The 26,040-nt window shown below is 66.0% G+C and carries 35 protein-coding genes and 1 pseudogene; 24 read left to right on the top strand and 12 right to left on the bottom strand.

What is annotated here, in order from left to right; all coding sequences use genetic code 11:
• Positions 1-6 precede the first annotated feature (6 nt).
• Positions 7-492 carry a hypothetical protein gene (locus QX051_RS25640; RefSeq protein ID WP_315778044.1) on the top strand — a complete coding sequence of 162 codons (486 nt, stop codon included), beginning with the start codon at positions 7-9 and terminating at the stop codon, positions 490-492.
• On the opposite strand, the gene QX051_RS25635 is transcribed toward QX051_RS25640, so the two are convergent.
• The gene (locus QX051_RS25635; RefSeq protein WP_315778043.1) at positions 467-1,096 is read right to left on the bottom strand and encodes a helix-turn-helix domain-containing protein; all 630 of its coding nucleotides are present in this window, start codon (positions 1,094-1,096) and stop codon (positions 467-469) included. The genes QX051_RS25640 and QX051_RS25635 overlap by 26 nt on opposite strands.
• A 102-nt stretch (positions 1,097-1,198) precedes the next feature.
• Here QX051_RS25635 and QX051_RS25630 point away from each other — a divergent pair, with 102 nt between their 5' ends.
• On the top strand, positions 1,199-1,981 hold the full coding sequence (locus QX051_RS25630; protein ID WP_315778042.1) for a crotonase/enoyl-CoA hydratase family protein: 783 nt from the start codon (positions 1,199-1,201) through the stop codon (positions 1,979-1,981).
• On the opposite strand, the gene QX051_RS25625 is transcribed toward QX051_RS25630, so the two are convergent.
• From QX051_RS25625 to QX051_RS25615, 3 genes are read right to left on the bottom strand one after another with little or no spacing between them, the layout of a single operon-like run.
• On the bottom strand, positions 1,978-2,673 hold the full coding sequence (locus QX051_RS25625) for a glutathione S-transferase family protein (protein WP_315778041.1): 696 nt from the start codon (positions 2,671-2,673) through the stop codon (positions 1,978-1,980). The two genes, QX051_RS25630 and QX051_RS25625, sit on opposite strands and share 4 nt — an antisense overlap.
• 30 nt (positions 2,674-2,703) lie before the next feature.
• Positions 2,704-2,943, bottom strand: a complete 240-nt coding sequence (locus QX051_RS25620; RefSeq protein WP_315778040.1) for a hypothetical protein — start codon at positions 2,941-2,943, stop codon at positions 2,704-2,706.
• Between the two features lie 7 nt (positions 2,944-2,950).
• Complete coding sequence (locus QX051_RS25615) at positions 2,951-3,715, bottom strand: sulfite exporter TauE/SafE family protein (protein WP_315778039.1); 765 nt, start codon at positions 3,713-3,715, stop codon at positions 2,951-2,953.
• 90 nt (positions 3,716-3,805) lie between these two features.
• Here QX051_RS25615 and QX051_RS25610 point away from each other — a divergent pair, with 90 nt between their 5' ends.
• The 9 genes and pseudogenes from QX051_RS25610 to QX051_RS25575 all read left to right on the top strand — a co-directional run bounded on the left by QX051_RS25610 (position 3,806) and on the right by QX051_RS25575 (position 11,000).
• On the top strand, positions 3,806-4,729 hold the full coding sequence (locus QX051_RS25610) for a LysR substrate-binding domain-containing protein (protein ID WP_315778037.1): 924 nt from the start codon (positions 3,806-3,808) through the stop codon (positions 4,727-4,729).
• 66 nt (positions 4,730-4,795) lie between these two features.
• The gene (locus QX051_RS25605) at positions 4,796-5,008 is read left to right on the top strand and encodes a hypothetical protein (protein WP_315733961.1); all 213 of its coding nucleotides are present in this window, start codon (positions 4,796-4,798) and stop codon (positions 5,006-5,008) included.
• Between the two features lie 203 nt (positions 5,009-5,211).
• Positions 5,212-5,394: a hypothetical protein gene (locus QX051_RS25600; protein WP_315733962.1), complete on the top strand. Its 183-nt coding sequence runs from the start codon at positions 5,212-5,214 to the stop codon at positions 5,392-5,394.
• 188 nt (positions 5,395-5,582) lie between these two features.
• On the top strand, positions 5,583-8,927 hold the full coding sequence (gene uvrB, locus QX051_RS25595; protein WP_315778036.1) for an excinuclease ABC subunit UvrB: 3,345 nt from the start codon (positions 5,583-5,585) through the stop codon (positions 8,925-8,927).
• Positions 8,908-9,264 carry a transcriptional regulator gene (locus tag QX051_RS25590; protein ID WP_315778035.1) on the top strand — a complete coding sequence of 119 codons (357 nt, stop codon included), beginning with the start codon at positions 8,908-8,910 and terminating at the stop codon, positions 9,262-9,264. Before uvrB ends, QX051_RS25590 begins: the two co-directional genes overlap by 20 nt.
• A gap of 29 nt (positions 9,265-9,293) precedes the next feature.
• Positions 9,294-9,474, top strand: a pseudogene (locus QX051_RS29510) (hypothetical protein); the annotation flags it as partial.
• A gap of 136 nt (positions 9,475-9,610) precedes the next feature.
• Positions 9,611-10,399, top strand: coding sequence for a DpnI domain-containing protein (locus tag QX051_RS25585; RefSeq protein ID WP_315778034.1), 789 nt, complete (start codon positions 9,611-9,613; stop codon positions 10,397-10,399).
• 9 nt (positions 10,400-10,408) lie between these two features.
• Entirely contained in the window at positions 10,409-10,690 is a 282-nt protein-coding gene (locus QX051_RS25580) for a hypothetical protein (protein ID WP_315778033.1), read from the top strand.
• A gap of 181 nt (positions 10,691-10,871) precedes the next feature.
• The gene (locus QX051_RS25575; RefSeq protein WP_315778032.1) at positions 10,872-11,000 is read left to right on the top strand and encodes a hypothetical protein; all 129 of its coding nucleotides are present in this window, start codon (positions 10,872-10,874) and stop codon (positions 10,998-11,000) included.
• 617 nt (positions 11,001-11,617) lie between these two features.
• On the opposite strand, the gene QX051_RS25570 is transcribed toward QX051_RS25575, so the two are convergent.
• A complete protein-coding gene (locus QX051_RS25570) occupies positions 11,618-11,839 on the bottom strand; it encodes a hypothetical protein (protein WP_315778118.1) in 222 nt (73 codons plus the stop codon).
• A 304-nt stretch (positions 11,840-12,143) separates the two neighbouring features.
• Between QX051_RS25570 and QX051_RS25565 the strand changes: the two genes are divergently transcribed.
• The 6 genes from QX051_RS25565 (at position 12,144) to QX051_RS25540 (ending at position 15,548) form a co-directional block, all read left to right on the top strand.
• Positions 12,144-12,590, top strand: coding sequence for a nuclear transport factor 2 family protein (locus QX051_RS25565; protein WP_315733967.1), 447 nt, complete (start codon positions 12,144-12,146; stop codon positions 12,588-12,590).
• A 135-nt stretch (positions 12,591-12,725) separates the two neighbouring features.
• Positions 12,726-12,992, top strand: a complete 267-nt coding sequence (locus QX051_RS25560) for a hypothetical protein (protein ID WP_315714089.1) — start codon at positions 12,726-12,728, stop codon at positions 12,990-12,992.
• Between the two features lie 191 nt (positions 12,993-13,183).
• A complete protein-coding gene (locus tag QX051_RS25555) occupies positions 13,184-13,624 on the top strand; it encodes a nuclear transport factor 2 family protein (RefSeq protein WP_315733968.1) in 441 nt (146 codons plus the stop codon).
• A gap of 134 nt (positions 13,625-13,758) precedes the next feature.
• Entirely contained in the window at positions 13,759-14,688 is a 930-nt protein-coding gene (locus QX051_RS25550) for a hypothetical protein (protein ID WP_315778031.1), read from the top strand.
• Between the two features lie 151 nt (positions 14,689-14,839).
• On the top strand, positions 14,840-15,253 hold the full coding sequence (locus QX051_RS25545) for a hypothetical protein (RefSeq protein ID WP_315714086.1): 414 nt from the start codon (positions 14,840-14,842) through the stop codon (positions 15,251-15,253).
• A 31-nt stretch (positions 15,254-15,284) separates the two neighbouring features.
• On the top strand, positions 15,285-15,548 hold the full coding sequence (locus tag QX051_RS25540) for a hypothetical protein (protein ID WP_315778030.1): 264 nt from the start codon (positions 15,285-15,287) through the stop codon (positions 15,546-15,548).
• 59 nt (positions 15,549-15,607) lie between these two features.
• On the opposite strand, the gene QX051_RS25535 is transcribed toward QX051_RS25540, so the two are convergent.
• The 3 genes from QX051_RS25535 to QX051_RS25525 form a co-directional block, all read right to left on the bottom strand.
• Complete coding sequence (locus QX051_RS25535) at positions 15,608-15,757, bottom strand: hypothetical protein (RefSeq protein WP_315714401.1); 150 nt, start codon at positions 15,755-15,757, stop codon at positions 15,608-15,610.
• A 109-nt stretch (positions 15,758-15,866) separates the two neighbouring features.
• The gene (locus QX051_RS25530; protein ID WP_315778029.1) at positions 15,867-16,346 is read right to left on the bottom strand and encodes a MaoC family dehydratase; all 480 of its coding nucleotides are present in this window, start codon (positions 16,344-16,346) and stop codon (positions 15,867-15,869) included.
• Entirely contained in the window at positions 16,346-16,807 is a 462-nt protein-coding gene (locus tag QX051_RS25525) for a MaoC family dehydratase (RefSeq protein WP_315757358.1), read from the bottom strand. Before QX051_RS25525 ends, QX051_RS25530 begins: the two co-directional genes overlap by 1 nt.
• A 220-nt stretch (positions 16,808-17,027) precedes the next feature.
• Here QX051_RS25525 and QX051_RS25520 point away from each other — a divergent pair, with 220 nt between their 5' ends.
• Positions 17,028-17,318, top strand: coding sequence for a DUF4282 domain-containing protein (locus tag QX051_RS25520; protein WP_315714083.1), 291 nt, complete (start codon positions 17,028-17,030; stop codon positions 17,316-17,318).
• 15 nt (positions 17,319-17,333) lie between these two features.
• On the opposite strand, the gene ychF is transcribed toward QX051_RS25520, so the two are convergent.
• The 4 genes from ychF to QX051_RS25500 form a co-directional block, all read right to left on the bottom strand.
• Positions 17,334-18,431, bottom strand: a complete 1,098-nt coding sequence (gene ychF, locus QX051_RS25515; RefSeq protein ID WP_315778028.1) for a redox-regulated ATPase YchF — start codon at positions 18,429-18,431, stop codon at positions 17,334-17,336.
• Positions 18,432-18,471: 40 nt separating this feature from the next.
• Positions 18,472-19,077 carry an aminoacyl-tRNA hydrolase gene (gene pth, locus QX051_RS25510; RefSeq protein ID WP_315778026.1) on the bottom strand — a complete coding sequence of 202 codons (606 nt, stop codon included), beginning with the start codon at positions 19,075-19,077 and terminating at the stop codon, positions 18,472-18,474.
• Positions 19,078-19,149: 72 nt separating this feature from the next.
• A complete protein-coding gene (locus QX051_RS25505; RefSeq protein ID WP_315733977.1) occupies positions 19,150-19,839 on the bottom strand; it encodes a 50S ribosomal protein L25/general stress protein Ctc in 690 nt (229 codons plus the stop codon).
• Between the two features lie 185 nt (positions 19,840-20,024).
• Complete coding sequence (locus tag QX051_RS25500; protein ID WP_315757361.1) at positions 20,025-20,315, bottom strand: accessory factor UbiK family protein; 291 nt, start codon at positions 20,313-20,315, stop codon at positions 20,025-20,027.
• Positions 20,316-20,572: 257 nt separating this feature from the next.
• Between QX051_RS25500 and lgt the strand changes: the two genes are divergently transcribed.
• The 6 genes from lgt (at position 20,573) to QX051_RS25470 (ending at position 25,926) form a co-directional block, all read left to right on the top strand.
• Positions 20,573-21,430: a prolipoprotein diacylglyceryl transferase gene (gene lgt, locus QX051_RS25495; protein WP_315778023.1), complete on the top strand. Its 858-nt coding sequence runs from the start codon at positions 20,573-20,575 to the stop codon at positions 21,428-21,430.
• Positions 21,427-22,554 carry a class I SAM-dependent methyltransferase gene (locus tag QX051_RS25490; RefSeq protein WP_315778022.1) on the top strand — a complete coding sequence of 376 codons (1,128 nt, stop codon included), beginning with the start codon at positions 21,427-21,429 and terminating at the stop codon, positions 22,552-22,554. Before lgt ends, QX051_RS25490 begins: the two co-directional genes overlap by 4 nt.
• 20 nt (positions 22,555-22,574) lie before the next feature.
• Positions 22,575-23,321 carry a peptidoglycan editing factor PgeF gene (gene pgeF / locus QX051_RS25485; RefSeq protein ID WP_409998140.1) on the top strand — a complete coding sequence of 249 codons (747 nt, stop codon included), beginning with the start codon at positions 22,575-22,577 and terminating at the stop codon, positions 23,319-23,321.
• Between the two features lie 198 nt (positions 23,322-23,519).
• The gene (locus QX051_RS25480) at positions 23,520-24,083 is read left to right on the top strand and encodes a hypothetical protein (RefSeq protein WP_315733982.1); all 564 of its coding nucleotides are present in this window, start codon (positions 23,520-23,522) and stop codon (positions 24,081-24,083) included.
• Between the two features lie 186 nt (positions 24,084-24,269).
• Positions 24,270-25,223, top strand: coding sequence for a ribose-phosphate pyrophosphokinase (locus QX051_RS25475; protein ID WP_315735662.1), 954 nt, complete (start codon positions 24,270-24,272; stop codon positions 25,221-25,223).
• 469 nt (positions 25,224-25,692) lie between these two features.
• Entirely contained in the window at positions 25,693-25,926 is a 234-nt protein-coding gene (locus QX051_RS25470) for a hypothetical protein (protein ID WP_315778019.1), read from the top strand.
• Positions 25,927-26,040: the final 114 nt, after the last annotated feature.

Genomic DNA, 26,040 nt, shown 5'->3' with positions numbered 1-26,040 from the left:
GCTGCCATGAACCGGCTCATCTTCATCATTGCAGCCATCCTCGTCTGGCAGGTTGGCGGACGCCTGTTCCTGACCGACGCGCCGAGTGCGGCGGCTGCGTTTCCGCCCGTCACGGGCGCGGAGTTTCAGGACCACGAGAAATACACCGAGGACGCCCGGCGCTCGCAGCGCCAGGACGCGCTGAAGGCGCTCGATCTGGCGTGGAGCGACCGCTGCGGCGCCAAGCGCGACAGCTTCATCAGCGGCCTCAACCACTACTACTATCATCGGCAGAACCAGAACGAGCGCTATCCCGAGACCTATGGTCCGGCGGGCGCCGCCTACATCGCCGGCGTCTGGACGACCGCCGAGGATCGCCGGATCGAACGCCTGACCCAGGAAGCCTACGCCGCCGGCTACATCAAGCCGTCCGATTTCGACGGCATGGCCAGCCAGATGGTCGCGACGATCGTTCGCGGCGAGCGGGTCAGGGGACGCGGCTGCGCAGGCTGACGGTCCTGCGGGAAGCATATCGCCTCCCCTTTGGCAGCGCCGCCGCGACCAGCGTCCGTGCCGCCGCGCCCGCGGTCTCCATGTAGCTGGCGTCACGATGCAGCAGCACGACCGCGAACGCGCCGTCGAGCAGGAGCAGCATCTGCCGCGCGAGCTCGCCCGCTTCGGCAATTCCCTGCTCTTCGAACATCGCCTGCAGCCAGGCCTCGAACTTCTTCTTGTGGGCGGCGCCGATCCTGATCGCGGGATGGCCGGGCAGATTGGCGAGCTCCGCGGTGGTGCGCAGGAAGCCGCAGCCGCGCCATTTCGGATGCCGCGCGGCGCGCGCAAGCTGATTGAAGATCCCGGCGATCTTGTCGGGCAGCACGCCCTCGGTCTCGTCGAACCAGCGCTTGAACAGCGTCAGGTTCGGCTGGTCGCGCGCGGCGAGATAGGCCGCGACCAGATCGTCCTTGCTGCGGAAATGATAATACAGCGTCTTCTTGGTCACGCCGGCCTTTTCCGCCACCGCATCGACGCTGACGGCGCGGATGCCTTCGGCATAGAACAGCCTGCTCGCCGCGGCGACGATGCGGGCGGGCGTGGGATCGGAGGATCGGGGCATGGCGGCGCTCGGTCTCGGTCAATGTATACTAACCAGTGAATATACCTCGGCTGCCGCGACGCCTAGTCTTCGCTTGCTCCAACCGCCAGCCTGCGAGACGCCATGACCGACCTCATCCTGCTCGACATCTCCGACCGCATCGCCATGATCACGCTGAACCGGCCGCAGCGGCTGAACGCGCTCAGCTACGCGCTGATCGATCGATTGACGGCCGCGCTCGACCGCATCGAGACCGATGCCGGCGTCAGGGCCGTGATCCTCACCGGTGCGGGACAACGCGCCTTCTCGGCCGGCGCCGACATCGACGAATTCACCGCAAGCGTCCGCCAGGGGCGCGCTGCCGCGCTGCGCGACTTCGTCCGGCGCGGCCAGGCGATGACGGCGCGGCTGGAGGCGTTCCGCAAGCCGGTCGTCGCCGCCGTGAACGGGCTCGCCTTCGGCGGCGGCTGCGAGATCACCGAGGCCGTGCATCTTGCGGTGGCGAGCGAGCGCGCTAGCTTCGCCAAGCCCGAGATCAGGCTCGGCATGCCGCCGACCTTCGGCGGCACGCAGCGGCTGCCGCGGCTGGTCGGCCGCAAGCGCGGACTCGAGCTGCTGCTGACCGGTGACGCTTTCCCGGCGCAGCGCGCGCTGGAGATGGGCCTCGTCAACGCCGTCGTGCCGCACGACGAGCTGCTGCCGGCGGCGCACGCGCTGGCGCAGCGCATCATCCGCCACGGGCCGGACACCATCGCCGGCATCATCACCGCCGCGACGCGCGGGCTCAACATGGCCGTCGGCGAAGGGCTGCAGGTCGAGAGCGAGCAGTTCGCGAGCCTGGTCGGCAGCCGCGATCTCACCGATGGGCTGGCGGCCTGGCGCGAGCGCCGGCCGCCGCGTTTCTAGACCGGGTGGCCCGGCGACTTGCGCGCCAGCCCGTCGAACGCATCGAGCAGCCGCTCGCGCCAGGCATGGACGCTGTCGCCCTCCTCCAGCAGCCGGAACGGGCTCACCACGCGCGCCCATTGGAAGCCGCCGAACACGATGTAGTCGGCATAGTCGGGCGTATCGCCGCCGATGAAGGCCTGCGTCTTCAAGGTCTGCCGCAGCGGCTCCAGCGACCTGCGGAAGCCGATGACCGCCTGGTCGCGCGAGGCCATGACCTCTTCGAGGCTCTTGCCGAACCGCGCCTCGCGCGATTTGCGGAAATAGTCGGCATCCTCGGCGGCGAGGTTCTTCGGAATGTCGGCGATGATCAGCGGGAAGATGCCGCCGACGATGGCGATGTCACCCCAGGCATTGAGGAAGCGGGCCATCGCGCGGCCGCCGGCGCCGCCGAACAGTGACGGCCGGTCCGGATAGGTGTCCTCGAGGTAGTTGGCGATCGCCCAGGAGTCGGCCACCGCGCGGTCGCCGTCGAGCATGACCGGCACCTTCTCCGATCCATGCGGCGCGATCGCGCTCTTCTCGGTGAAGCGCCACGGAATCGATTCTGCGCTCAGGCCCTTGTGCGCCAGCGCCATCCGCGTGCGCCAGCAATAGGGGCTGAACGGGCGGCCCGCATCGGTCCCGACGAGTTCATACAGCTTCACTGCCATTCCCGGTCTTTCCTCCAACTCCGGACCGTTCTAGCGCACGACGCGGCCGTTGTCGCGCAGCAGCCGCGCGCCGGCATCGGTGACGATGATGAAGATGCCGACGCCCGCGATCGCCTGGCGCGTGACATAGCCCAGATCGGCGGCATCCTCCCACACCGTCAGCCGTGGGCAGCTCGTTCGCCACGTCGCCACCACCTCGGCATGGCTGCGCGGCGCGCGCGCGATCCATTCGACGAAGTCGAGCACCAGGGGGTCTGCCGATACGGCCATGCTCGCCTCACTCTGCCGCCGCCGAGCTCTGCGCGGCCAGCAGCAGCCAGCCGCCATAGAGGATGTAGTAGCTCGCCACCGCCGTGATGATGCGGTTGGCCCAGGTGCGGAACTGCTGCTCGCTCATCGCCTCCAGCAGCCGCCGCGCCAGGCTGGTGCCGAGCATCGACGCTCCGACGGCGACGAGCGCGAGCACGGGATCGAGGCCCGCGGCCTGATCGATGATGCCGCCGAAATAGATCAGCTTGGTGAGGTGGCTCGCGACCTGGCACGTCGCCTTGGTGGCGACGATCGCGCGGCGGTCGAACCGCGCGCCGAGAAAGAACGTGTCGAGCAGCGGCCCCGACACGCCGGTCATCAGCATCAGCCCCATGCAGATCGTGCCGTAGATCGCGCCCTGCCAGACGCTGTCCGGATCGGGCTTGAGGCCGGCCGGCATCAGCCGCGCCATGAACGGCGTGACGCCGAGCAGCAGGAGCGCGACCGGCTTGTCAGGCACGTAGCGCACCAGGGACCATAGGCCGAGCGCCAGCGCGCAACCGACGAGATACACCGCGACCGGCCGCCAGCGGATGTGCCGGCGCCACAGCACGGCGCGCCAGCCGTTGGACGCCATCTGCGTCGCCGCGTGCAGCACCATCGCCGCCGGCAGCGGCATGATCGCCAAGAGCACGCCGATCAGGATCAGCCCGCCCGCCATGCCGAACAGGCCCGACAGGAACGCCGTCGCCACCATCAGCAATCCGAGCGCTGCAATCAGGGCTGGTGTCATGGCTGATCTCCTCGCCATGCAGATTGTCGCACTGGTGACGGCCGCACAAACCGAGTTATCTTGCCCTCCATCAGTTTTCCTGAGGGCTCGATGAGACGGCTGCTGTTCCTCAACGGCATCAAGGCATTCGAGGCGGCGGCGCGCACCGGCAGCTTCGCCGCGGCCGGCAGCGAGCTCAACGTCTCCGCGGCCGCGATCAGCCGCATGGTCAACCTGCTCGAGCAGCGGCTCGGCGTGGTGCTGTTCGAGCGCAAGGCCAACCGCCTGGCGCTGACCGCGCCGGGGCGCGCCTATCAGAGCGGGCTGACGCCGATCTTCGATGCGCTGTCGAGCCTGACCGCGCAGATCATGGCGCCGTCGTCGATGCGCGTGCTGACGCTCGGTGTCGGTCCGACCTTCGCGATGAAATGGCTGATCCCGCGGCTCGCCGATTTCAGCACCGAGCAGCCGGACATCGAGGTCCGCATCACCACCGGCGGGGCGGCGGTGCCGTTCGGCGACGATTGGAGCTGCGGCATCAAGCTCGGCCACGGCGCCTGGCCGGGTCTCGTCGCCGAGCCGCTGTTCGCCGCCGATCTCGTGCCGGTGTGCACGCCGCGGCTGGCCGCGACCTTGAAGAAACCGGCCGACCTCAAGGGCCCGAGCCTGCTACGGGTGTCGCATGCCGCCGAGGACTGGGCGCTGTGGCTGAAGGCCGCGGGCGTCACCCGCGTCAGCGCGCGCGGCACCGAGTTCCAGTATTACGGGCATGCGCTGCAGGCCGCGATCGACGGGCTCGGCGTCGCGATGGGCATCCGTCCCTATATCGACGATGACCTCGCGGCGGGACGGCTGGTTGCACCGTTCGCACTGACCGTCCCAAAAGGCGAGCGCTGGTATCTTGTCTACCGCCACTTCCAGGCCGGCCAACGTGATTTCGCCGCGTTCCGGCGCTGGATCATGCGCGCAGCGTCGCAACCCGCGACCCGGAATTCTCAGCGGAGGGACGCGATCAAAAAAGACGCTGACGTGTGAACCTGTTCACAAATGCCCGGACAAACTCATGCTGTTGTTGCAGTTTGGAACATCCAGGACTGCGCAATGACGTACTTGTACGAAGACTTCGCCATCGAGCCGTTCGAAGCAGGACGCGGCTTGTGGCACGCGCGGATCCGCCGCGCGGACATGACCCCGGTGGTGATCAATGGTGTTTCGTTCCCGTCTCTCGAAGTCGGCTTTGCCTGGTCCGATGCAGACATGGCGATCGCCGATGCCAAGAGCCACATCGACCGCTTCCGCAAGCGGTGGGACTGACGACGGCCAACTGATAGGCCGTCGCTTCGAGCATGCAACGGAGGATATCGACCGCCCCCCGGGAAAAGACGGATAGCGCGACGTGGAACAATCTTCGAGAGTGAAGTCCCCGAGAGTCCATCCGCGCGGCCAGACGGTTCCAAGCCAACAATCCAAACGCCAATTCGAAATGCCGAGTGTATTCGTAATGCGGACTGCAATTCATGGCTGAGCCTGCCGTCAAACACCTCGCTTATTCGGTGCGTACGCGATGCCCGGACTGCGATGCCGAGCTGAGCGTCCTGAGCGTCATCAACGGCCGCGGCGGTTCCGAGTACTGGGCCCTGCAATGCGTCGCCTGCCACGGCGTGCATCTCGACATCGTCGAGCAGCCGACCCGGCATTGAACCGCAGCGAGGGGTCGCTGGAGCGCCATCGCGCGCGCCACGGCTCGCGAGTCGCTCGCTGATCTCGTGTGGCCTTCCGCGTGCAGGCGCATCTCGGGCCGTCCTGCTGCCACCATGCTGTCAGCAAGGCCGCTGCGCGGCGCCCGATCACTCTTTCAAGTCGGCGTCATCCGTCCCATATTCGGGCCATGGCGAAGACCCCCGACACCCCCAAGAAGCCTGGCCGAACTCCGAAATCGAAAGCGCACCGGCCCGACGTGCAGCCGATCGCGCCCGCGCTCGCCGAGCTGCTCAATCCCGCCATCAACCGCGGCGAGAGCGGCATCGGTTCCTCAACGGGACTGAAGCCGCCGCCGGACAATTCCTGGGACCGCCGCAGCGGCGGCGAGGCCGCCGCGCATCGCGCGCGGGCGTCGACCAAGGGCAAGAGCGCCGAGGTTGCGGCCCGCGACACGTCCGATCGCCCGATCCCGCTGCGGCCGAATCCGCAGCCGGTGGGAGGGCGTTCGTCCGTCCGTGACACGTCACAAGCTTCAGCCCAGCAGGACGCTGCGCTCCCTCCCCCCTTGTGGGGGAGGGCTGGGGAGGGGGGTGCCCCAAGCAACACTGCCCGTGAATCCACCCCCGCCTCCTCCCCGCAAGGGGGAGAGGAGGAGAGCGTGGCGGCGCGACCTGAGTCCCCTCCCGCGTTGGCCGACGACTCAGACACAGCTCGTGCCGGAGTACCCCCCTCCCCACCCCTCCCCCACAAGGGGGGAGGGAGCGCCGCAGCGCATGCGGACGCGCCCTTTGACAACGCTGGCGAGTCAGGCCTCGCCGAAGCTCCGCAGGCCAATTACGGCACCGCCGCCACCATTCCGACGCTCGATCCCGAGTTGGCGCGGCAACTCGGCCTGCCGACCGCCGAGGACGACGACGAGGCGCTCGCCCGGCCGCCGCGCAGCAAGATGGAGGCGCTCGGCGTCAAGGCCACGGCCGAAGCGCTGGAGGCGCTGATCCGCGACGGCCGCCCCGAATTCCGCCGCGATGACGGCTCGACGCAGATCTGGACGCCGCACCGCCCGCCCCGCCCGGAGAAGTCCGAAGGCGGCGTGCGCTTCGAGATCAAGTCGGCCTATGAGCCGAAGGGCGACCAGCCGCAGGCGATCAAGGAGCTGGTCGAGGGCATCGCACGCAACGACCGCACACAGGTGCTGCTCGGCGTCACCGGCTCCGGCAAGACCTACACCATGGCGAAGGTGATCGAGGCGACGCAGCGCCCGGCCATCATCCTGGCGCCGAACAAGACGCTCGCCGCGCAGCTTTATGGCGAGTTCAAGAGCTTCTTCCCCGACAACGCGGTCGAGTACTTCGTCTCGTACTACGACTACTACCAGCCCGAGGCCTACGTCCCGCGCACCGACACCTATATCGAGAAGGATTCCTCGATCAACGAGCAGATCGACCGCATGCGCCACGCGGCGACGCGCGCGCTGCTCGAGCGCGACGACGTCATCATCGTCGCCTCAGTGTCCTGCATCTACGGTATCGGCTCGGTCGAGACCTACACCGCGATGACCTTCGCGCTGAAGAAGGGTGAGCGCATCGACCAGCGCCAGCTGATCGCCGACCTCGTCGCTTTGCAATACAAGCGCACCCAGCACGACTTCACCCGCGGCACCTTTCGCGTGCGCGGCGACGTCATCGACATCTTCCCGGCGCACTATGAGGACCGCGCCTGGCGCGTGAACCTGTTCGGCGACACCGTGGAGAATATCGAGGAGTTCGATCCGCTCACCGGCCACAAGCAGGACGAGCTGGAGTTCATCAAGGTCTACGCCAACTCGCACTATGTGACGCCGCGCCCGACCCTCGTGCAGGCGATGAAGTCGATCAAGTCAGAGCTGAAGATCCGGCTCGACCAGTTGCACGCGCAGGGCCGCCTGCTCGAGGCGCAGCGGCTGGAGCAGCGCACCACCTTCGACATCGAGATGATGGAGGCGACCGGCAGTTGCGCCGGCATCGAGAACTACTCGCGCTATCTCACCGGCCGGCTGCCCGGCGAGCCGCCGCCGACGCTGTTCGAATACGTCCCCGACAATGCGCTGGTGTTCGCCGACGAGAGCCACGTCACGGTGCCGCAGATCGGCGGCATGTTCCGCGGCGACTTCCGCCGCAAGGCGACCCTGGCCGAATACGGCTTCCGCCTGCCCTCCTGCATGGACAACCGCCCGCTGCGCTTCGAGGAGTGGGACATGATGCGGCCGCAGACGGTCGCGGTGTCGGCGACCCCCGGCGGCTGGGAGCTGAACGAGGCCGGCGGCGTGTTCGTCGAGCAGGTCATCCGCCCGACCGGCCTGATCGATCCGCCGGTCAACATCCGCCCCGCCCGCACCCAGGTCGACGATCTCCTCGGCGAGGTCCGCGCCACCGCGCAGGCGGGCTATCGCTCGCTGATCACGGTGCTGACCAAGCGCATGGCCGAGGATCTCACCGAATATCTGCACGAGCAGGGCATCCGCGTCCGCTACATGCATTCGGACATCGACACCATCGAGCGCATCGAGATCATCCGGGACTTGCGCCTCGGCGCGTTCGACGCGCTGGTCGGCATCAACCTGCTGCGCGAGGGCCTCGACATTCCCGAATGCGCGCTGGTCGCCATCCTCGACGCCGACAAGGAAGGTTTCCTGCGCAGCGAGACCTCGCTGATCCAGACCATCGGCCGCGCCGCGCGCAACGTCGACGGCAAGGTGATCCTCTACGCCGATCAGATGACCGGCTCGATGGAGCGCGCCATCGCCGAGACCAACCGCCGCCGCGAGAAGCAGGTCGAGTACAACACGGCCCACGGCATCACGCCGGAGAGCGTCAAGAAGTCGATCGGCGACATCCTCAACTCGGTCTACGAGCGCGACCACGTGCTGATCGAGACCGGCGGCGGCACCACCACCGACGACGTCATCTCGATCGGCCACAATTTCGAGGCGGTGCTGGCCGATCTCGAAACCCGCATGCGCGAAGCCGCCGCCGATTTGAACTTCGAGGAAGCCGCCCGCCTCCGCGACGAGGTCAAGCGCCTCCGCGCCACCGAGCTTGCCGTCGTCGACGACCCCACCGCCAAGCAGCGCACCGTGCAGGGCAAGGCCGGCGCCTACGCCGGCGCCAAGAAGTACGGCGACGCCGCCAACCTCCCGACCACGGCCCTGAAGGGCCGCGGCTCGGCAGCACGCGGCGGCGGTGCGTCAAGCCGCGCGGGCGGTCCCTCCGTTCCCTCCCCCCTCGTGGGGGAGGGCCAGGGAGGGGGGCCCACGAGTCGCGGCGCCCATGGCGCAAGCACCGCCTCCAAAGTCCACAAGCCGCATCTCGACGAGATGCACGGCCCGGAGTCCCTGCCCTACCGCCCCAACCCCAAGCTGCCCGAAAAACCGTTCGGTAGCACCAGCCGCATCATCCAGCCGACCAACTCGCGCGAGTCCGGCCCCGAATTCGGCCCCGCCCCGCGCTCTACCGGCGGGCAGCCTGGCAAACGGGGTGGGTGGAAGAAGCGGTGAGCGTCGTCCGTGGGGAAAAGCGATGACCATGAAGACGAAGCGTTTCGACAAGCTGCTTCATCGGCAGGCGAAGGCGGACACGAGATTCGCGGCGGCGCTTCTTCGCGAAGGCGTCGACGCGATGCTCAGCGGCGACATGGAAACGGGGAAAACCATTCTTCGCGACTACATCAAGGCGACCGTCGGATTCGAAAAGCTCGGTGAGGCGATCGATACACCGCCCAAGAGCCTGATCCGCATGTTCGGCCCGCAAGGCAATCCTCAGGCCAAGAACCTCTTAAGCGTGATCGCTTATCTGCAGAAGCAGGCGGGATTGCAGCTCCACGTCACCGGCTAAGCGCTCGATCGAGCGTCGGCCAAGTCGACAGGCTGCATCTGGACCAAATGCACGGCGAGGAGTCGCTGCCCTACCGCCCCCTGCCGGAAAAATCTTTCCGGTCCGTATCATCCAGCCGACCAACTCGCGCGACTCAGGCCCCGAATTCGGTCCTGCCCCCGCTCGACCGGCGGCGCGCCGGGAAAGCGCGGCGGGTGGAAGAAGCGGTGAGGTGTAAACCTTCTCGCCGCCTCATTGCGAGGAGCGACAGCGACGAAGCAATCGAGTCTATGCACTTGGCCTGATCTGGATGCTTCGCTTCGCTCGCAATGACGTCCGGCCCGCGATCTCGACTGGAAAACATATCATGTTGAGCTACTCTGCTCACATGAAACTCGGTTTTGAAGAACCTCAGACTGCCTACACCAGCGGCACGCAGAAGGCGCGGGCCTGGACCGAAGCTTGGGTCGGCGCGCAAGCCTATTGTCCGAACTGCGGCCGATCGAACATGGCGCAGTTTCCCAACAACAGCCCGCTGGCCGACTTCTTCTGTACGAGCTGCAGCGAAGAGTTCGAGCTGAAGAGCCAGAAGAAGGTATTCGGCGCCAAGGTCGCCGACGGCGCCTATGGGACGAAGTGCGAGCGGCTGGCCGCCAGCAACAATCCCAATCTCCTGCTGATGAACTATGACCGTGACACCCGGTCGGTCATCAACCTCTTCGTCGTGCCGAAGCATTTCTTTGTCCGCGACATCATCGAGCAGCGCAAGCCGCTCGCGGCGACCGCGCGCCGCGCCGGGTGGGTCGGCTCGAACATTCTTCTCGATCGCGTTCCCGAGTCGGGCAAGATTCACATCGTCCAGAATCGCGTCGTCCGCGCGAAGGAGGTCGTGCTGCAGGAGTGGAGCCGGACGCTCTTCCTCCGCAAGGAATCCTTGGATTCACGCGGATGGCTGATCGAGGTCTTGAAATGCGTCGAGTCGCTCGGCAAAGCGGAATTCACGCTCGACGATGTCTACGCTTTCGACCGCCATCTCAGCCTGCTCTATCCCGGCAACCAGAACGTCCGACCGAAAATCCGCCAGCAGCTCCAGTTCCTGCGCGATCAGGGATTCCTGGAGTTCGTATCGCGCGGCCGCTATCGTTTGAAGACGTGAGGTCCGGCAATGGCCTGGTTCTTGAACTTCTATCGTTGTGAACGTTGCGCGCAGGCCTGGACCGATGAATGGTCGTGCATGTGCGACGACGAGTGTCCTCATTGCGGCGCCCGCGACATGTCTCCGTCCCGGAGCGAGGACCTGACAGAGCTGATTTTGAGCAATGAGGATTGCTTTGTCGTCCTGCGATCGGCTGATGACGCCGAGGACGAGCCGTCCTATGAAGAGCTCGGGCGGTTCTCGAGCCGAGCCAAAGCGGAAGAATTTCTCGCGGCGTCGGACCCAAATTAGGGGTGCCCTTCACGAAATCCATCAGACGGCCCGCCAGACAACGCGAGAGATGAAGCGCGCATCTTCCGAAAAAAATAAACTTCTTGCGCTTTATCGGAATTCATGATTATCTCCCCCGCATCCCGCCTCACCGCAGAGGGGCGTTGCGCGCGATCGTCACGACACGCGAGGTGGGAATGCGATGGCCGCGACGAAGCCGCAGCGCATCTTCGGATGCGCGGACGAACGGCAGCTTGCGGACGTGAAGTCGCAGCGTCCTGATACCCCGATGCTGGTATCAACCTGGCGCAATGCGAGCGCATGGCGCTAGGGATGGTGGCCAACAAGCCCGGCGCACCAGGGAGACTGCGTATAAGCGTGAAGACCGTCGCGCAGGGAATGCCGGTTGAATCGGCTTTGCCTGTGGTACCTGCCGCCTGCATTTTTTTTCGCAGGCGGGCCATGGGTGAGGCCTTCACCCGGCATTCCCTGCGCCCTCTGCACTCACGAGGGCTACGCGGATCGCATCACTCGGGCATCACATGCCGCGAGACCGCGCCGTCATGTCCCGGAGCAATCCTTAGCTGTTTGAATCGTAAATCCGTTGTTCTCTCCACTGCCGTCGCGGGCAGGCTGCGACGCGACAGCGCGGCGCGGCGACCTGGGATCCATACGCAGCGGCGGTCGTGAGGGACAAGAAGCCAATAGCAAGCGTGCCTCAAACCGCTCCCTGGGGGTATGGGTCCCGGCGTTCGCCGGGACGACAACAGGGTTTGTTGAGGCCAATGCGCATCACCCTCGCTGGCGTAACGGAAAAAGCCACGACGCGAACAAGCGGCGCTCCCTTGTAGCCGGCACCTGCGGCACGGACCGAACGCCCGGTCACGCCGGGCCATCGCCGCCAGCTTGAGGTGAAGGCATGCCAAGCACGATGGACGCGCGGATCAACTACGTCCGGCCCTGCCCGTTGATCTGGCCCCGCTGCTGCTGACGCTCCTGCTCCTTGGCACGGTGACGGCCATAGAGGCAGCCGGCGGCCGCGCCGAGCACGCCGTGATGACCGGCATAGTGGCCGGCCACGCCGCCGACGATGGCGCCCTTGATGCACCCCTTGGCTTCGGCGGCCTGCGTCGACAGCAGCGCCAGCGCTGCGACGGAGGCGGCAAGCATGGTCTTCGTGATCGACATCTTCGTGATCGAGCTCCGCAAGAATGGTGCGGGGTAACGGCGACGCGGCGGAGCGGTTCCCGCCTCGCAACCGACATGACGCCTTGCGCGAACCTTTCGCGCGCGGGGATGACCCATGGGATGAGAGATGGCCCGAGACATGATCGTGACGCGATCCCGCGCCAAGCTTCCGTTCACCGTACCGGCGCATTGCGCCGGCAGACGGTCACACAAGTGGTTGACGGCCGCGGGCCGGCATCTCCAGAACGCCATCGCCGACGCGGGCGTTCCCGTCAGTGGAGACAGGATGATCGAGCACATCAACAAGCAGCGCGTGCGCAAGCTGCTCGAAGCCCATGCCGCCGGCGATTTCGACAGCGTGCTGGCGCATTGCACCGACGATCTCGAGCACTTCGCCTCGGCGCCGATCGACATCTTCCCCCATCTCGGCGGCCGCCGGGGCAAGGCCGAGGTGCGGCAGATGTGGGAGACGGCACGCAGCCGCTATGCCGAGGTCCGGCACGAGATCAAGACCATGATCTGCGAAGGCGACCAGGTCGCCGTGGATCTGCGCATCTTCCTGCGCAAGCGCGACAACGACCGCATCGTGCAATACGACCTCGCGGCCTTCTACACGCTGCGCGACGGCCGCGTCGCCCGCATCCGCGAGATCATGGACACCTACGACCTGGTGCAGCAGGTGCTCGAATGCGATCTCAGCCGGCTGCTGATCGCGGGCGCCGCCCGGCCCTGAGGCCCGGCACGGCGGTTGCGGAGGCCAGCCCTGACCGGCCGATCACGGAAACGTCACCACCGGCGGCGCCGTTGCCTTGAACCTGTGGCCCGGGCTCCGCACCCCATCAGCGGTGGTATACGGGGCATCGGTGACATGAGAATAGCATTCCTGGCGATGGCCGGACTGGTGATGGGCGTCGTCGGCGGCGCGACGATCGGAGTAGGGCTTGGACTGGCCTGGATCGAGCTGTTCAACACCAGCGAATTCGAAGGCTATGCGGGCATGCTGGTGTTCTTCACCTTCATGCCCCTCGGCGCCCTGATCGGCGGTCTCGCCGGCGCCACCCTGTTCGGCATGGCCGCCTTCCGCGACCACGAGGTCGCGATCGCGCAGCAGCGGATGCAGCACGAAGGGCGTTGACGGGGGTCCTGGCGCCCCGCTGCCGGCACTGGCGTGCATTTGTGCGATGCAAAAAGAACCGTTGCGCGCGCAGGTGGTTGATTTATGTGAGGCGTAAGAGAGATAGATTCGGCGCCCCGGCGTGACGTCCATTGCGGCGTCGCCTTCGGGCCGGCGCGCCCCCTCGCAAGCCAGTTCAGGATCCCGAGCCGATGACGGAGCACAGCCTCTGGCGTCTGTCGCGCGCATTGCATGGCGCGATCAACGACCGCCGTTTCGACGATTTCGCCGAGCTTCTCGACGACGACATCGACTGGGCCATCTACGGCCCGATCGACATGTTTCCCTTCCTCGGCGCGCGGCACGGCCGCGCGGCGGTGCTCGACGCCGTCAGGCAGATCGCGGACAATGTGAGCATCCGGCGGCTGGAGCGCGAGACCTTGATGCTGGACGAGACCAGCGCGGCGACGATGGTCCGCTGCGCGATGACGGCGCAGGATTCCGACAAGCCGATCACCGCGCGGCTCGCGCAATTCATGCAATTCCGCGCCGGAAAGCTCGCCCGGCTGCGGATCCTGATCGATACGTTCGATCTGGTCGAGCAGACGCTCGGCCGCTCCATCGACCTGCCGCGCATCGGCAGCTTCGCCTGAGCCCGCCGCCCCGCGGGTTGGATTGTGGTCGCACTCACCGACAACCCAACAGATCGTGACTGGCGCAGCCATAATTTTGCGCCAAGATTCCACCATATTCCGGCACACAGGTTCGGGCGGCGGGGGTTGCTCTCATGACATCGTATGGTTGCGCGCTGGCGGTTTTTACGGCCGGCTTCGGCCTCCTTGCGTCGGCCGCGCAGGCCCAGACGCTGATGCAGGCGCCGCAACCGCTGCAGATCGTGCCCTGGCAGCAGATCGCGCCGGAGCCGGAGGACGATGACAAGTCCGAGGACCAGGCCGCAGCGGCCGACCCGATGAAGGACATCGACGTCGGAAAGCTCGACTGGAGCCAGCTCGCGATCGACGACACCACCTTCCTCGACCGTCCCGAAGCCGCCGCCGCGGCGAGGCGCAAGGCCGCCGCAGAGAAAGCCGCCGCGCTCGACTGGTCGAACCAGAACAAGGGCAGCCTCGCCTCGGGCGTGTCGGTCAAGCAGTCGGTGTCGTCGTTCTGGGACGCCCGCGTCGGCGCCGACATGACGGTCGCCCGGCAGCCGACCACGATGTCGGAATTGCTGGCGGAGAAGGCCGAGAACGGCGGCAATGCTCCGCAATCCGGCGGCTCGGCCTGGGCGGCCGTCACCGCGCCTGGCGCCGGCTCGATCTGGGACAAGACCGCCATCGAGGCCCGCGTCGACCCCGGCTCGGATCAAAGCCGGCTGGGCACCACCATCACCAAGGCGGTGCCGATCGATCACTACAATCTGACCCTGCAGAACGGCTACAACGTCACCCAGCAGGGCATGGTGCCGATTCCCGGCGCGGCGCCGAAGACCAGCCGCAGCTTCGACACCGAGCAATCCGCCAGGCTCTCGATCGGCGACACCGGCACCAGCGTCACCGCCGGCCAGACCTTGTCGTCCAGCGACGACAAATGGCTGCGCAAGCTCGGTGCCGAGCAGAAGCTGTCGGATGGTCTCAGCGTATCCGGCTCGGTCAGCGAGACCGCGCAGGGCGGCACCAGCAAGAGCATTTCAGCCGGCTTCAAGCGGAGCTGGTGACGTTCACCATTGCGGCAGCCCGCCACGAATGGTCGAACCATCGCCGCAGCTTCGCCGCGGTGCGGCCCAATTTGGCCGCACTGATAGGCTTTGAGAAGTTCGTCGTGCGGGGACACCGCGCTCGCTTGAACGCGAAATGAGGAAATAGCCGATGAATGTCATTCGTCCGGACAAGATCGATGGAACTGAAGCCGAGCTGGATACGGATCTGGCGGCGGTCTCCGAAGTCGAGGCCGGCATTCGTGATTTCGTCCGTAATGATATCGCCTATCTGCGCCGTCCCAATGCGGCCGCCACGGCCGAGGCCTCGATCGATGCCGATGCAGCAGTGAACAGCGTCACCACGCTGATCCAGCGCGTCGCCGGCACCTCCCTGTCGGAGATCGAGAACCTGATCGGGGAGCTCGAGAGCCTGCGCGAGCTGCTGCACGCCGAGGGCCAGCGGGTGCAGCGCGAGATCGCGAGCTATGCGCAGCTCAGCCAGGCGGCGATGAAGTCGACCCGGGCGATCGCCGAGAACGTGACGCAGTGGAAGCGCGCCGCCGACGGCCTGCGCAGCAGCTGAGCATTCTTTCCGGACCTTGAAGAGGACCGCCGTGCGAGCCATCGCGCGGCGGTTTTCGTCTTTGCAGCGCCTCGCCCTTGAACGTGACCCGGCCCTCCCGCGACCAACTCCCGCCCATCTCGTGGCGGGCAGGTTGCGTCAAGAGGGTGTCACTTTCATGGAAACGATCCGGCCGGAAAACACCGATCCGATTCCTCTGAGGCCTGAGCCTCAGCGGATCGGGACCATCATGGTCCGCTTCGTCGGTTTGCTGGTGGTGGCGATGGCGGTCATGGTGCTCATCTGGAGCCGCTAGACCGCCTCTACAAACAACAGAACTGCGTGGTCCGTTCTGGTTAACGAGTAGTTAATCCGTCACTCGTTGATCGTCGCTGACGTCTCCAGCGAATACGAGCCGTCGGCATAGCCCTTCACGACCATTCCCGTCGCGAGCATCACCGCGAGCGTCACGCTGGCAAAGATAAAGCCGAGGAGTTTCAGACCACCGCGATCTGCCATACTCATCCCCCACATCCTGATCCCTGATTGGCTGTCTTATAGAGTCGGAGTTCAGAATGCGTTAGCGCGAAGTTCGTTCCGCGCCGACAATCCTACGAAGCGTGACCTTTTCGCCTCAACCCTCGTTCCGTCGAGGGACAAAGGCCGATGCCAGCACCGAGAACACCAGATCGCCGTGCTGATTGATGCCGGTATTGCGCGCCTGCAGGATGCCCCACTCCGGGCGCGACGCCGACGCGCGAAGCGAATCAATCTCACTGGAAAAGCTGATCGTATCACCCGCAAGCACCGGCTTGTACCAGCGCAGATCCCGAAAACCGGGAGAAGGACCTCCGAGGACGATCGGCTCGCCGCGCGAGCGCGCGATCTCCAGGAGGCGCTGATTATCCGCGACGATCAGCTTCATGCAGACGGAGCCGATGTGCCATCCCGATGCCGCGAGCCCGCCGAACAGCGATCGGCGGCCCTCTTCCTCGTCGAGGTGAAAGCGTTGCGGATCGAATTGAACGGCAAAGCGCTTAATCTCTTCGGCTGTGAACGTGTAGGAGCCGAGCTCTCGGCGCTGGCCGACCTGAAGATCTTCGAAAAAGCGCATCAGCCCACCTGCCCGCGGCTCTCACGGCGCTCGACGATGATCGGCGAGACCATCTCGCAAAGCCTCATGCCTGCCTTGTTGCGCACGCTGCATTTGAAGGTGACGATCCCGGTCGACGGACGGCTCCGCGACACCCGCGCCTCCAGAACCTCCACATCGAGCATCAGCTCATCGTCGGGACGCAGGGGCGAGAGCCACCGGACCTCGTTGACGCCCGGTGAACCGAGCGAGGCGGTGCGACCGATGAAGCCGTCGAACATCATGCGCATCATCAGCGAGCAGAGGTGCCAGCCCGAGCCGGACAGGCCCCTGAGCATCGACTGCGAGGCGGCTTCTTCGTCCAAATGCATCGGCTGCGGATCAAACTCAGAGGCGAAGGCGATGATCTCGTCGCGGGTGACGTGTCGCGGGCCAAAGCTGCCGAACGGGCCTTGCGGAAAATCTTCGAAGGTGAGGGTCATGAGGCTGGGAATGGCTGAAAGAAGCCCGATTGTGGCCGCACTTTGCAGCAATCACAACCGGGCCGCTCGCATGGCTGACGCCCGGTCCAGTCGCACGAGAGTGCCAGAAGGCGCCACACACTGGGACCAACTCGGCCGCCGCGCATGTCGTCTGGCGCGAGAGTCGAGCAGGACTTAAAGACGGATTCGACTTCGATTCGGACGTGGCCGGGGGATCAGGATGTTGGAATTTCGCGATTTGTTCCAGTGGGACCGCTTCATCACGCCCACCATCATCAAGACGTTCTATTGGCTCGTGATTGCGCTGATCATCCTGTCGGGAATTCGCGGCATTTTCACGGGCCTCTCCGAAATGGCGATCAGCCCATTCGGCGGTTTCCTGATGCTGTTGTCCTCGCTCGCCGGAATCATCGTCGGCATGGTGTTCTCGCGCATCATCGCCGAGTTCGTGCTGATCGTCTTCCGTATCAACGAGCACCTCGGCGCGATCCGCGAGCAGGGGCGGATGTAGCCGCCCCACAGGCTCTCAGTTGTTGAAGCGGAAGTGCATCACGTCGCCGTCGGCGACGACATACTCCTTGCCTTCGAGCCGCAGCTTGCCGCCCTCGCGCGCGCCCGCCTCGCCGCCAAGCGCGACGTAGTCGGCAAAGGCGATAGTCTCGGCGCGGATGAAGCCCTTCTCGAAATCGGTGTGGATGACGCCGGCCGCCGCCGGCGCCTTGGTGCCGCGGTGAATGGTCCAGGCCCGCGCCTCTTTCGGACCTACGGTAAAATAGGTGATCAGGTCGAGCAGCTGATAGCCGGCGCGGATGAGCCGATCGAGGCCAGCCTCTTCGAGCCCCAAGGTCTCCAGGAAGTCGACGCGCTCCTCGCGCGACAGCGTCGCGATCTCAGACTCGATCTTGGCTGAGATCACGACGGCGACCGCGCCCTCCTCCTTGGCCCGCGCGAACACCGCCTGGGAGAAACTATTGCCGTCCTTGGCAGAGCTTTCCTCGACATTGCAGACATAGAGCACGGGCTTGGATGTCAGCAGGCCGAGCATGCCGAAGGCGCGCTCCTCCTCAGGCTTGCGCTCCAACAGCCGCGCCGGTTTGCCGTCGCGCAGCAGCACCAGAGCACGGGTGACGAGCTCGTACTGCTCCTTGGCATCCTTGTCGCCACCCTTGGCCTTCTTGGACAGGTTGTCGACCCGCTTCTCGAGGCTGTCGAGATCGGCCAGCATCAGCTCGGTCTCGATGGTCTCGATATCGGCGAGCGGCGCGATCTTGCCCTCGACATGGGTGATGTCGGAATCCTCGAAGCAGCGCACAACATGCGCGATCGCGTCGACCTCGCGGATGTTGGCGAGAAACTGGTTGCCGAGGCCTTCACCCTTGGAGGCGCCGCGCACCAGGCCGGCAATGTCGACGAAGGTCAGCCGCGTCGGGATGATCTGTCCCGACTTGGCGATGGCCGCGAGCTTCTCCAGCCGCGGATCGGGCACGGCGACCTCGCCGACATTCGGCTCGATGGTGCAGAACGGATAGTTCGCGGCCTGCGCCGCCGCCGTCTCCGTCAGCGCGTTGAACAGCGTCGACTTGCCGACATTGGGCAACCCGACGATTCCGCATTTGAATCCCATGACCCGTCCCGCATCCTTTTAGACGACGGCCCGAAGCGCCTCACACGGCGCCAGCGTCGCCCTTGTCCAGAAAACCTTTGGCCTGCAGCGCCAGATGCACCTTGTTGGCGAAGGTGGAATCGCGCCGGCCCGTCAACAAACCTGCATTGTCGGCGACCGCCTCGCACAGCGCCTCGACCCAGGGCATGTCGGATTTGGCGAAGTCCGACAGCACGTGGCCGTGCACCAATTCCTTGACGCCGGGATGGCCGATGCCGAGCCGGACGCGGCGATAGTCGTTGCCGAGATGCGCCGAGATCGAGCGCAGCCCGTTATGGCCGGCAATGCCGCCGCCGACCTTCACGCGCAGCTTGCCCGGCGGCAATTCCAGCTCGTCCTGAAACACCGTGACGTCGCCGACGCCGAGCTTGAAGAAGCTGGTCGCCTCCTGCACGGCGCGGCCGGATTCGTTCATATAGGTCGAGGGCTTCAACAGGATGACGCGCTCGGAGTCCAGCGTGCCTTCCGAGGTCTCGCCCTGAAACCTGCGGCGCCACGGCGAAAAGCGGTGACGCCGCGAAATCTCGTCCACGGCCATGAAGCCGATATTGTGCCGGTTGCGCGCATATTTCGCGCCGGGATTGCCGAGGCCGACAAACAGCAGCATGACGCGGCATCCGCACCCGCCGTCGCTTCGGGAAGCACGGGACCCGCCCGTGCTTCCCGCAAGCGGAACGGCTTACTTCTTCTTGTCGCCGCCAGCCGGCGCCTTGGCCGCGGCAGCAGGGGCCTTCGCCGCGGCAGCCGGAGCAGCAGCAGCGGGAGCCGCGGCGGCGCCAGCAGCAGCCTTCTGCTCCTCGCCATAGCCGGACGGCGGCACGATGGTCACGAGGGTGGCGTCGTCGCGCGACAGCGTCTTCACGCCGGTCGGCAGCTTGACGTCGGAGATGTGCAGCGAGTGGTTGATCTCGAGCGCGCTGACATCGGCCTCGATGAACTGCGGGATGTTCTCCGCCAGGCACTCGAGGTCGAGCGTGTGGGTCACGATGTTGACCGTGCCGCCGCGCTTGACGCCCGGCGCGGCTTCCGAACCCACCACATGCAAGGGCACGCTGACGCGGATGGTCGCGCCCTGGCCGAGCCGCATGAAGTCGACGTGGATCGGGAAGTCCTTGACCGGATCGAGATGGAAGTCGCGCGGGATCACCCGGTGCTTCTTGCCGTCGAGGGTGACGTCGAAGATCGTGGTCAGAAACCGGCCCGCAAGGATGCGCTGGCGCAGCTCGCGGTCTTCCACCGAGATCGGCAGCGGGGGCTGGTTGTCTCCATAAATCACTCCGGGCACTCTCCCGGCGCGACGCTCTGCCCGTGCGGCCCCCTTGCCGACTGACGGACGGGCGGTCGCCTTCAGTTCTCTGACGGTCGCCATCGTGTTAAGTCCTTGTTTTAAAAAGTTAAAGGCCGCAATGCGGCCCGTTGCTGGACGTCCTTCGGCAAGCCTCCAGGGGTGCGGGGGCCGCGGACGTGGCGGCGTTCTAGCGGCAAACCTGGGAAATGACAAGGAAATGAAGGGGCCGCCTGCCCTTCCCGTCCCAGGGCGACCCGGCCGCGGCGTCAGCCGTCCGCGCGGCCGGCACCCGGCGGCGTGCCGGCCGCGCCGCCCAGCTTGGCTTCCAGCGCCGCGATCCGGGCCTTCAGCGCCTCGTTCTCCTCGCGGGCGAGCCGGGCCATGTCCTTGACCGCCTCGAACTCCTCGCGCTTCACGATGTCCAGGTCGTTCAGGATCTTTTCCGCCTGGTTGCGGATGACGGAATCGACCTCCCGCTTCATGCCTTGGGCGGCACCGGCGGCATCGTTCATCAGGCGGCCGAGTTCGTCGAAAAACCGGTTGTTGGTCTGGGTCATGTGAGAAACTCCGCGTCCCGCGACGAGCACGATTGTGGAAGACAGAATGGCGATCCCTGTCGCCGCCCGCAAGATGGGCCCGTCTTGTCATGCCTTGGTTTCCTTGTCATCGTACTTGTTGCGCCGGCCCGCGGCGCTGGTATGAGCAGCCCTGAGATCACATCGCGCCGCGCCTGTTCATGTGGCGGGGCCCGTTCGAAGCCCGCATCGCCCGGGGGCTTCCAGAAGCGGGACGCCGTGTCCACGAAAGCCAGTGAATGACGCCTCTCCTCATCGACTTCCCCGTGTTCGATCCGGTTGCGATCGCCATCGGCCCGTTCGCGATCCGCTGGTACGCGCTGGCCTATATCTGCGGCATCGTGCTCGGCTGGCTCTACGCTCGCTCGCTGCTGAAGAAGGACCGGCTGTGGGGAGGCCCGGCGCCGATCTCGCTGCCACAGCTCGACGATTTCATTCTCTGGGTCACGATCGGCATCATTCTCGGCGGCCGCACCGGCTACGTGCTGTTCTACAATCTGCCGTTCTTCATCGACCATCCGCTGGAGATCTTCCAGCTGTGGAAGGGCGGCATGTCGTTCCATGGCGGCTTCATGGGCTGCGTCATCGCCGTGATCTGGTTCAGCCGCCGCAACGGCCTGCCGATCCTGTCGCTCGGCGACCTCACCACCGCCGTCGCTCCGATCGGGCTGCTGCTTGGCCGCATCGCCAATTTCATCAACAGCGAGTTGTGGGGCCGCACGGCCGATCCCAGCCTGCCCTGGGCGATGATCTTCCCGCGCGATCCGACCCACCTGCCGCGCCATCCGAGCCAACTCTACGAAGCCGGCCTCGAAGGCATCCTGCTGTTCATCGTCCTGGCGATCATGATCCGGCTCGGCGCGCTGAGGCGGCCCGGCATGATCCTCGGCAGCTTCATCGGCCTCTATGGCACGGCGCGCATCGTCAGCGAGCTGTTCCGCGAGCCGGACGAGCAACTCGGCTTCCTCTGGCGCGGCCTGACCATGGGCATGCTGCTGTCGGTGCCGATGCTGATCGTCGGCGCCATCCTGGTGGCACGGGCGCTGCGCAGGCCCGAGAGTCGTCAAGCCACTCCGTCGCTGCAGGCCAATCCGTGATCGAGACGTCTCCGCTCCACACCGAGATCAAGCGGCTGATCAAGGCGTCCGGCCCGATGCCGGTCTGGCGCTACATGGAGCTGTGCCTGATGCATCCGGAGCACGGCTACTACATCTCGCGCGATCCGCTCGGACGCGAGGGCGACTTCACCACCGCCCCCGAAGTGAGCCAGATGTTCGGCGAGCTGCTCGGGCTGTGGGCGGCCTCGATCTGGAAGGCGGCCGGCTCGCCGCAGCAGTTCCGGCTGATCGAGCTCGGGCCCGGCCGCGGCACCATGATGTCGGATGCGCTGCGGGCGCTGCGCGTGCTGCCGCCGCTGTACCAGACGATCTCGGTTCACATGGTCGAGGTCAATCCGGTGCTGCGTGAAAAGCAGAAGGCGACGCTGACCGGCCTGCGCAACGTTACCTGGCACGAGAGCTTCGACGAGGTGCCGGAGGGCCCCAGCGTCATCTTCGCCAACGAGTATTTCGACGTGCTGCCGATTCACCAGATGGTGAAGCGCGAAACCGGCTGGCACGAGCGCGTGGTCGAGCTCGACGAGGAGGAGAACTTCGTCTACGGCGCGGCCGCCGATCCGACGCCCGGCTTCGAGCTGCTGCTGCCGCCTCTGGTGCGCGCCGCCCCGGCCGGCGCGATCTTCGAATGGCGGCCGAACACCGAGATGATGGCCATCGCCAGGCGCATCCGCGACCAGCGCGGCGCCGCCGTCATCATCGATTACGGCCATGTGCGCAGCGACGTCGGCGACACCTTCCAGGCCATCGCCCGTCATAGCTTCGCTGATCCCCTCAAGACACCGGGGCTTGCCGACATCACCGCCCATGTCGATTTCGACGCGCTGGCGCGGGCCGCGGAAGCCGTCGGCGCGCGCGTTCACGGCCCGGTCACGCAGGGCGAGTTCCTGCAGCGGCTCGGCATCGAAACCCGCGCGCTGACCCTCATGCAGAAGGCCTCGCCGGAAGTCTCGGAGGACATCGCGAGCGGGCTGAAGCGCCTGACCGGCGGCGGCCGCGGCGGAATGGGGTCGCTGTTCAAGGTGCTCGGCATCTCCGATCCGGCCATTCCGGTGCTGGCGGGAATCAGCGACGAGCACACCAACGAGACGACGGGAGGCGCATGATGCTGGTATCATCGGATGTGATGTCCGCGATTCCTGGCCTGCGCCACGCGTTCTTCACCCGCGAGGGCGGCGTCTCCGACGGCATCTATGCCGGGCTCAATGGCGGGCTTGGATCGAATGACGTGCCGGAGAACGTCCGCGAAAACCGCCGCCGCATGGCCGTCCATCTCGGCGTCGCGCCCGACCAGTTCCTCAGCCTGCACCAGATTCATTCGCCCGACGTCGTGGTTGCGACCGGGCCCTGGGACGGCCCCGTCAGGCCGAAGGCCGACGCGCTGGTCACCGCGACGCCGAATCTCGCGATCGGCGTTACCACGGCCGATTGCGGGCCGATCCTGTTCGTCGACCCGCATAGGCGCATCATCGGCGCGGCCCATGCCGGCTGGAAAGGTGCGCTCAACGGCGTGCTCGAAGCCACGCTGCGGGCGATGGAGGAGCTCGGCGCAGAGCGCGGCCGGATCATTGCCGCGATCGGCCCCCTGATCCGCCAGCCGAGCTACGAGGTCGGCACCGAGTTCGTCACGCGCTTCCTCGACGACGACGCCGAGCACGCGCGCTTCTTCTTGCCGTCGGTTCGCGACGGCCACGCGATGTTCGACCTCGCCGGCTTCATCCGGATGCGGCTGGAAAACGCCGGCGTGCTGCTGATCGACGATCTCGGCCTCGACACCTATGTCGACGAGCGCTTCTTCAGTTACCGCCGCTCGGTCCATCGCAACGAGCCGGACTATGGCCGGCACGTCCACGCCATCATGCTCGAAGGCTGAAGCTGGGCGCCATTGTGGCCGCATGTGGATTGCTTAACCCTTTCTGTACAACTGAGTGCACTCTGTCCCGATCTGTGGCAGCCGCGACCTAGACGTTAATCGATTTTAACGATATCGCTCCCGACGATGAGGGGAGCGCCGACACCACTTCGACGGATCAGCCGCGCTGCGCAGCACGCCTGCGTTGCCGTTTTGCTGATGACGTCGGCCGCAACGCTCGGCGGCTGCGCGACCAGCAGCGGTGGTCCGTCCAACGCCTATGCGATGGCGCCTGCATCCGATAGCGCCACGATCGCCTTCGAGCAGATCGACGGCCCGCCGCCGCAGATCTTCGACCGCATGGTCAGCGTGCTCGACAGCGAGTCCAAGCTGCGCAGCCTCGCCATCGTGTCGCGCGAGGCCCCTGCAGCGTATCGTGTCCGCACCTATCTCTCCGCCCAGGTCGTCAGCGGCAAGGGCGTGATCGCCTGGGTGTTCGACGTCTACGATCGCAATCAGCAGCGCGCGCTGCGGCTGTCGGGCGAAGAGCCGGTCGGACGCGGCGGCCGCGATCCGTGGAACAATGTCGACGACATGGTGCTTCGGAAAATCGCGCAGGCTGGCTTCAGCGGACTTTCGAACATGCTGAACGGCACCGCGCCGGCCGACAGCGCGCCACCGGCGGCGCCGGCCGCCCGCGGCCCCGCGGTCGCCGCGGCCGAGCCCGCATCGCCCAGATCCGACGGCACCAGCGTCGCGGCCCTCGGCTACACCGACCATTAGGCAAAGAGGCGCAATTTGCGCCGTTCTTGACCGGGAAAAACACCTGTTTGACCGGGAAAAACACCTGCGGCGGGTTGCCATGCGCGCAGTGTCCTTGATATCACCTCGCCCGTGCAAAACTGCCGGTTCCATGGATAGCCCGATATGCTGAACAAGGTCTCCAGCGAGACGCGAGGAGAATTCACGATGTCGGCCAAGAACGGCTCCATCAAACTCGTCGCCGGCAACTCCAATCCGGCTCTCGCCGCCGGCATCGCCGCTGAGCTCGGGCTGCCGCTGACGAAAGCGGTGGTCCGGCGCTTCGCCGACATGGAGATCTTCGTCGAGATCCAGGAGAACGTCCGCGGCTCCGACGTCTTCATCATTCAATCGACGTCCTATCCGGCGAACGACCTGCTGATGGAGCTCCTGATCATCACCGATGCGCTGCGCCGCGCCTCCGCGCGCCGCATCACCGCCGTGGTGCCCTATTTCGGCTATGCGCGGCAGGATCGCAAATCGAACTCGCGCACGCCGATCTCGGCCAAGCTCGTCGCCAATCTGATCACCCATGCGGGCGTCGACCGCGTCATGACGCTCGATCTGCATGCCGGCCAGATCCAGGGTTTCTTCGACATCCCCACCGATAACCTTTTTGCCTCGCCGCTGATGGTGCGCGACATCAAGGATCGCTTCGATCTCTCCAGCCTCATGGTCGTCTCGCCGGACGTCGGCGGCGTGGCGCGCGCCCGAGGCCTGGCCAAGCGCATCAACACGCCGCTTGCCATCGTCGACAAGCGCCGCGAGCGTCCCGGCGAGTCCGAGGTCATGAACGTGATCGGCGACGTCTCCGGGCACACCTGCATCCTGATCGACGACATCGTCGATTCCGGCGGCACCCTGGTGAACGCGGCGGATGCGCTGCTCAAATACGGCGCCAAGGACGTCTACGCCTACATCACGCATGGCGTGCTCTCCGGCGGTGCCGCGACCCGCATCACCTCGTCGCGGCTGAAGGAGCTCGTCATCACCGACTCCATCATGCCGACCGAAGCGGTCCGCAACGCGCCCAACATCCGCACGCTGGCGATCGCGCCGCTGATCGCCGAGGCGATCGGCCGCACGGCGGCGGAAGAATCGGTGTCGAGCCTGTTCGACTGACCTCGGTTGTCTGCGAACGTCGCCTCATCCTTCTCGCGCTAGAACTCGATTTGGCCCACCCTCCCCTGGAGGGGGAGGGTCGATCACACGCGAAGCGGGCGAGCGGGGTGGGGTGATCTCTCCGCAGGCTCTGGTGCAAGTGGAGAGATCACCCCACCCCGCCTCACGTCTCGCTTCGCTCGTCGTGAGGCGACCCTCCCCCTCCAGGGGAGGGTGGGCAGCTTGCCCCGTACGCCGTCATTGCGAGGAGCGCAGCGACGAAGCAATCCAGGGTGCCTCAACGGAGAGATACTGGATTGCTTCGCTGCGCTCGCAACGACGCCCGCGGTGTCTTTCATGGCAACATTGTCTGCCGACATCTGGAGATGCAGCTCCGCGATCTCGCGACGCATTTTGCGTCCGAGCTTTGCTCATCGTGCCGCCCTCACGAGATGAAGGGCGCAGGGAAGGCCGGGCGCTGGCCGCGCCCGTGGCCCGCCTGCTGAAAAAAATGCAGGCGGCAGGTACCACAGGTCTGGCCGAACACACCCGGCCCTCCCTGCGCGATGGTTTTGACGGCTGCTTCGCGTTCTCCCCGGTGCGCCGGCTTGTTGGCCACCGTGCGCGCAACGCGCTTGCGCGCGTTACGCGGGACACCAGCTTCGGGATGCCAGGACCGCGCGACTTGACCGTACGGGCCGCATCGTTCGTCGGCGCGAACTGAATCACGCTGCGACCCGACCCGCCCATCGCATTCCGCTGCCGACGTCCATGACGACCGCGATACGTCCCCTCCGACGCAACGGAACGAGCGGGACCATAATGCTGATTTTGCGAA

Origin of the sequence: Bradyrhizobium sp. SZCCHNR1053 (assembly GCF_032381235.1) — a bacterium.
In the GTDB taxonomy this organism is placed as follows: Bacteria; Pseudomonadota; Alphaproteobacteria; order Rhizobiales; family Xanthobacteraceae; genus Bradyrhizobium.
The sequence above is the reverse complement of the archived record's forward strand: the minus strand, read 5'-3'. Positions and strand labels throughout refer to the sequence as shown.

Coding starts and splice junctions, on each gene's coding strand:
- QX051_RS25640 (WP_315778044.1), top strand. CDS start 7: ATGAACCGGCTCATCTTCATCATTGCAGCCATCCTCGTCTGGCAGGTT.
- QX051_RS25635 (WP_315778043.1), bottom strand. CDS start 1,096: ATGCCCCGATCCTCCGATCCCACGCCCGCCCGCATCGTCGCCGCGGCG.
- QX051_RS25630 (WP_315778042.1), top strand. CDS start 1,199: ATGACCGACCTCATCCTGCTCGACATCTCCGACCGCATCGCCATGATC.
- QX051_RS25625 (WP_315778041.1), bottom strand. CDS start 2,673: ATGGCAGTGAAGCTGTATGAACTCGTCGGGACCGATGCGGGCCGCCCG.
- QX051_RS25620 (WP_315778040.1), bottom strand. CDS start 2,943: ATGGCCGTATCGGCAGACCCCCTGGTGCTCGACTTCGTCGAATGGATC.
- QX051_RS25615 (WP_315778039.1), bottom strand. CDS start 3,715: ATGACACCAGCCCTGATTGCAGCGCTCGGATTGCTGATGGTGGCGACG.
- QX051_RS25610 (WP_315778037.1), top strand. CDS start 3,806: ATGAGACGGCTGCTGTTCCTCAACGGCATCAAGGCATTCGAGGCGGCG.
- QX051_RS25605 (WP_315733961.1), top strand. CDS start 4,796: ATGACGTACTTGTACGAAGACTTCGCCATCGAGCCGTTCGAAGCAGGA.
- QX051_RS25600 (WP_315733962.1), top strand. CDS start 5,212: ATGGCTGAGCCTGCCGTCAAACACCTCGCTTATTCGGTGCGTACGCGA.
- uvrB (WP_315778036.1), top strand. CDS start 5,583: ATGGCGAAGACCCCCGACACCCCCAAGAAGCCTGGCCGAACTCCGAAA.
- QX051_RS25585 (WP_315778034.1), top strand. CDS start 9,611: ATGTTGAGCTACTCTGCTCACATGAAACTCGGTTTTGAAGAACCTCAG.
- QX051_RS25580 (WP_315778033.1), top strand. CDS start 10,409: ATGGCCTGGTTCTTGAACTTCTATCGTTGTGAACGTTGCGCGCAGGCC.
- QX051_RS25575 (WP_315778032.1), top strand. CDS start 10,872: ATGGCCGCGACGAAGCCGCAGCGCATCTTCGGATGCGCGGACGAACGG.
- QX051_RS25570 (WP_315778118.1), bottom strand. CDS start 11,839: ATGCTTGCCGCCTCCGTCGCAGCGCTGGCGCTGCTGTCGACGCAGGCC.
- QX051_RS25565 (WP_315733967.1), top strand. CDS start 12,144: ATGATCGAGCACATCAACAAGCAGCGCGTGCGCAAGCTGCTCGAAGCC.
- QX051_RS25560 (WP_315714089.1), top strand. CDS start 12,726: ATGAGAATAGCATTCCTGGCGATGGCCGGACTGGTGATGGGCGTCGTC.
- QX051_RS25555 (WP_315733968.1), top strand. CDS start 13,184: ATGACGGAGCACAGCCTCTGGCGTCTGTCGCGCGCATTGCATGGCGCG.
- QX051_RS25550 (WP_315778031.1), top strand. CDS start 13,759: ATGACATCGTATGGTTGCGCGCTGGCGGTTTTTACGGCCGGCTTCGGC.
- QX051_RS25545 (WP_315714086.1), top strand. CDS start 14,840: ATGAATGTCATTCGTCCGGACAAGATCGATGGAACTGAAGCCGAGCTG.
- QX051_RS25535 (WP_315714401.1), bottom strand. CDS start 15,757: ATGAGTATGGCAGATCGCGGTGGTCTGAAACTCCTCGGCTTTATCTTT.
- QX051_RS25530 (WP_315778029.1), bottom strand. CDS start 16,346: ATGCGCTTTTTCGAAGATCTTCAGGTCGGCCAGCGCCGAGAGCTCGGC.
- QX051_RS25525 (WP_315757358.1), bottom strand. CDS start 16,807: ATGACCCTCACCTTCGAAGATTTTCCGCAAGGCCCGTTCGGCAGCTTT.
- QX051_RS25520 (WP_315714083.1), top strand. CDS start 17,028: ATGTTGGAATTTCGCGATTTGTTCCAGTGGGACCGCTTCATCACGCCC.
- ychF (WP_315778028.1), bottom strand. CDS start 18,431: ATGGGATTCAAATGCGGAATCGTCGGGTTGCCCAATGTCGGCAAGTCG.
- pth (WP_315778026.1), bottom strand. CDS start 19,077: ATGCTGCTGTTTGTCGGCCTCGGCAATCCCGGCGCGAAATATGCGCGC.
- QX051_RS25505 (WP_315733977.1), bottom strand. CDS start 19,839: ATGGCGACCGTCAGAGAACTGAAGGCGACCGCCCGTCCGTCAGTCGGC.
- QX051_RS25500 (WP_315757361.1), bottom strand. CDS start 20,315: ATGACCCAGACCAACAACCGGTTTTTCGACGAACTCGGCCGCCTGATG.
- lgt (WP_315778023.1), top strand. CDS start 20,573: ATGACGCCTCTCCTCATCGACTTCCCCGTGTTCGATCCGGTTGCGATC.
- pgeF (WP_409998140.1), top strand. CDS start 22,575: ATGTCCGCGATTCCTGGCCTGCGCCACGCGTTCTTCACCCGCGAGGGC.
- QX051_RS25480 (WP_315733982.1), top strand. CDS start 23,520: ATGACGTCGGCCGCAACGCTCGGCGGCTGCGCGACCAGCAGCGGTGGT.
- QX051_RS25475 (WP_315735662.1), top strand. CDS start 24,270: ATGTCGGCCAAGAACGGCTCCATCAAACTCGTCGCCGGCAACTCCAAT.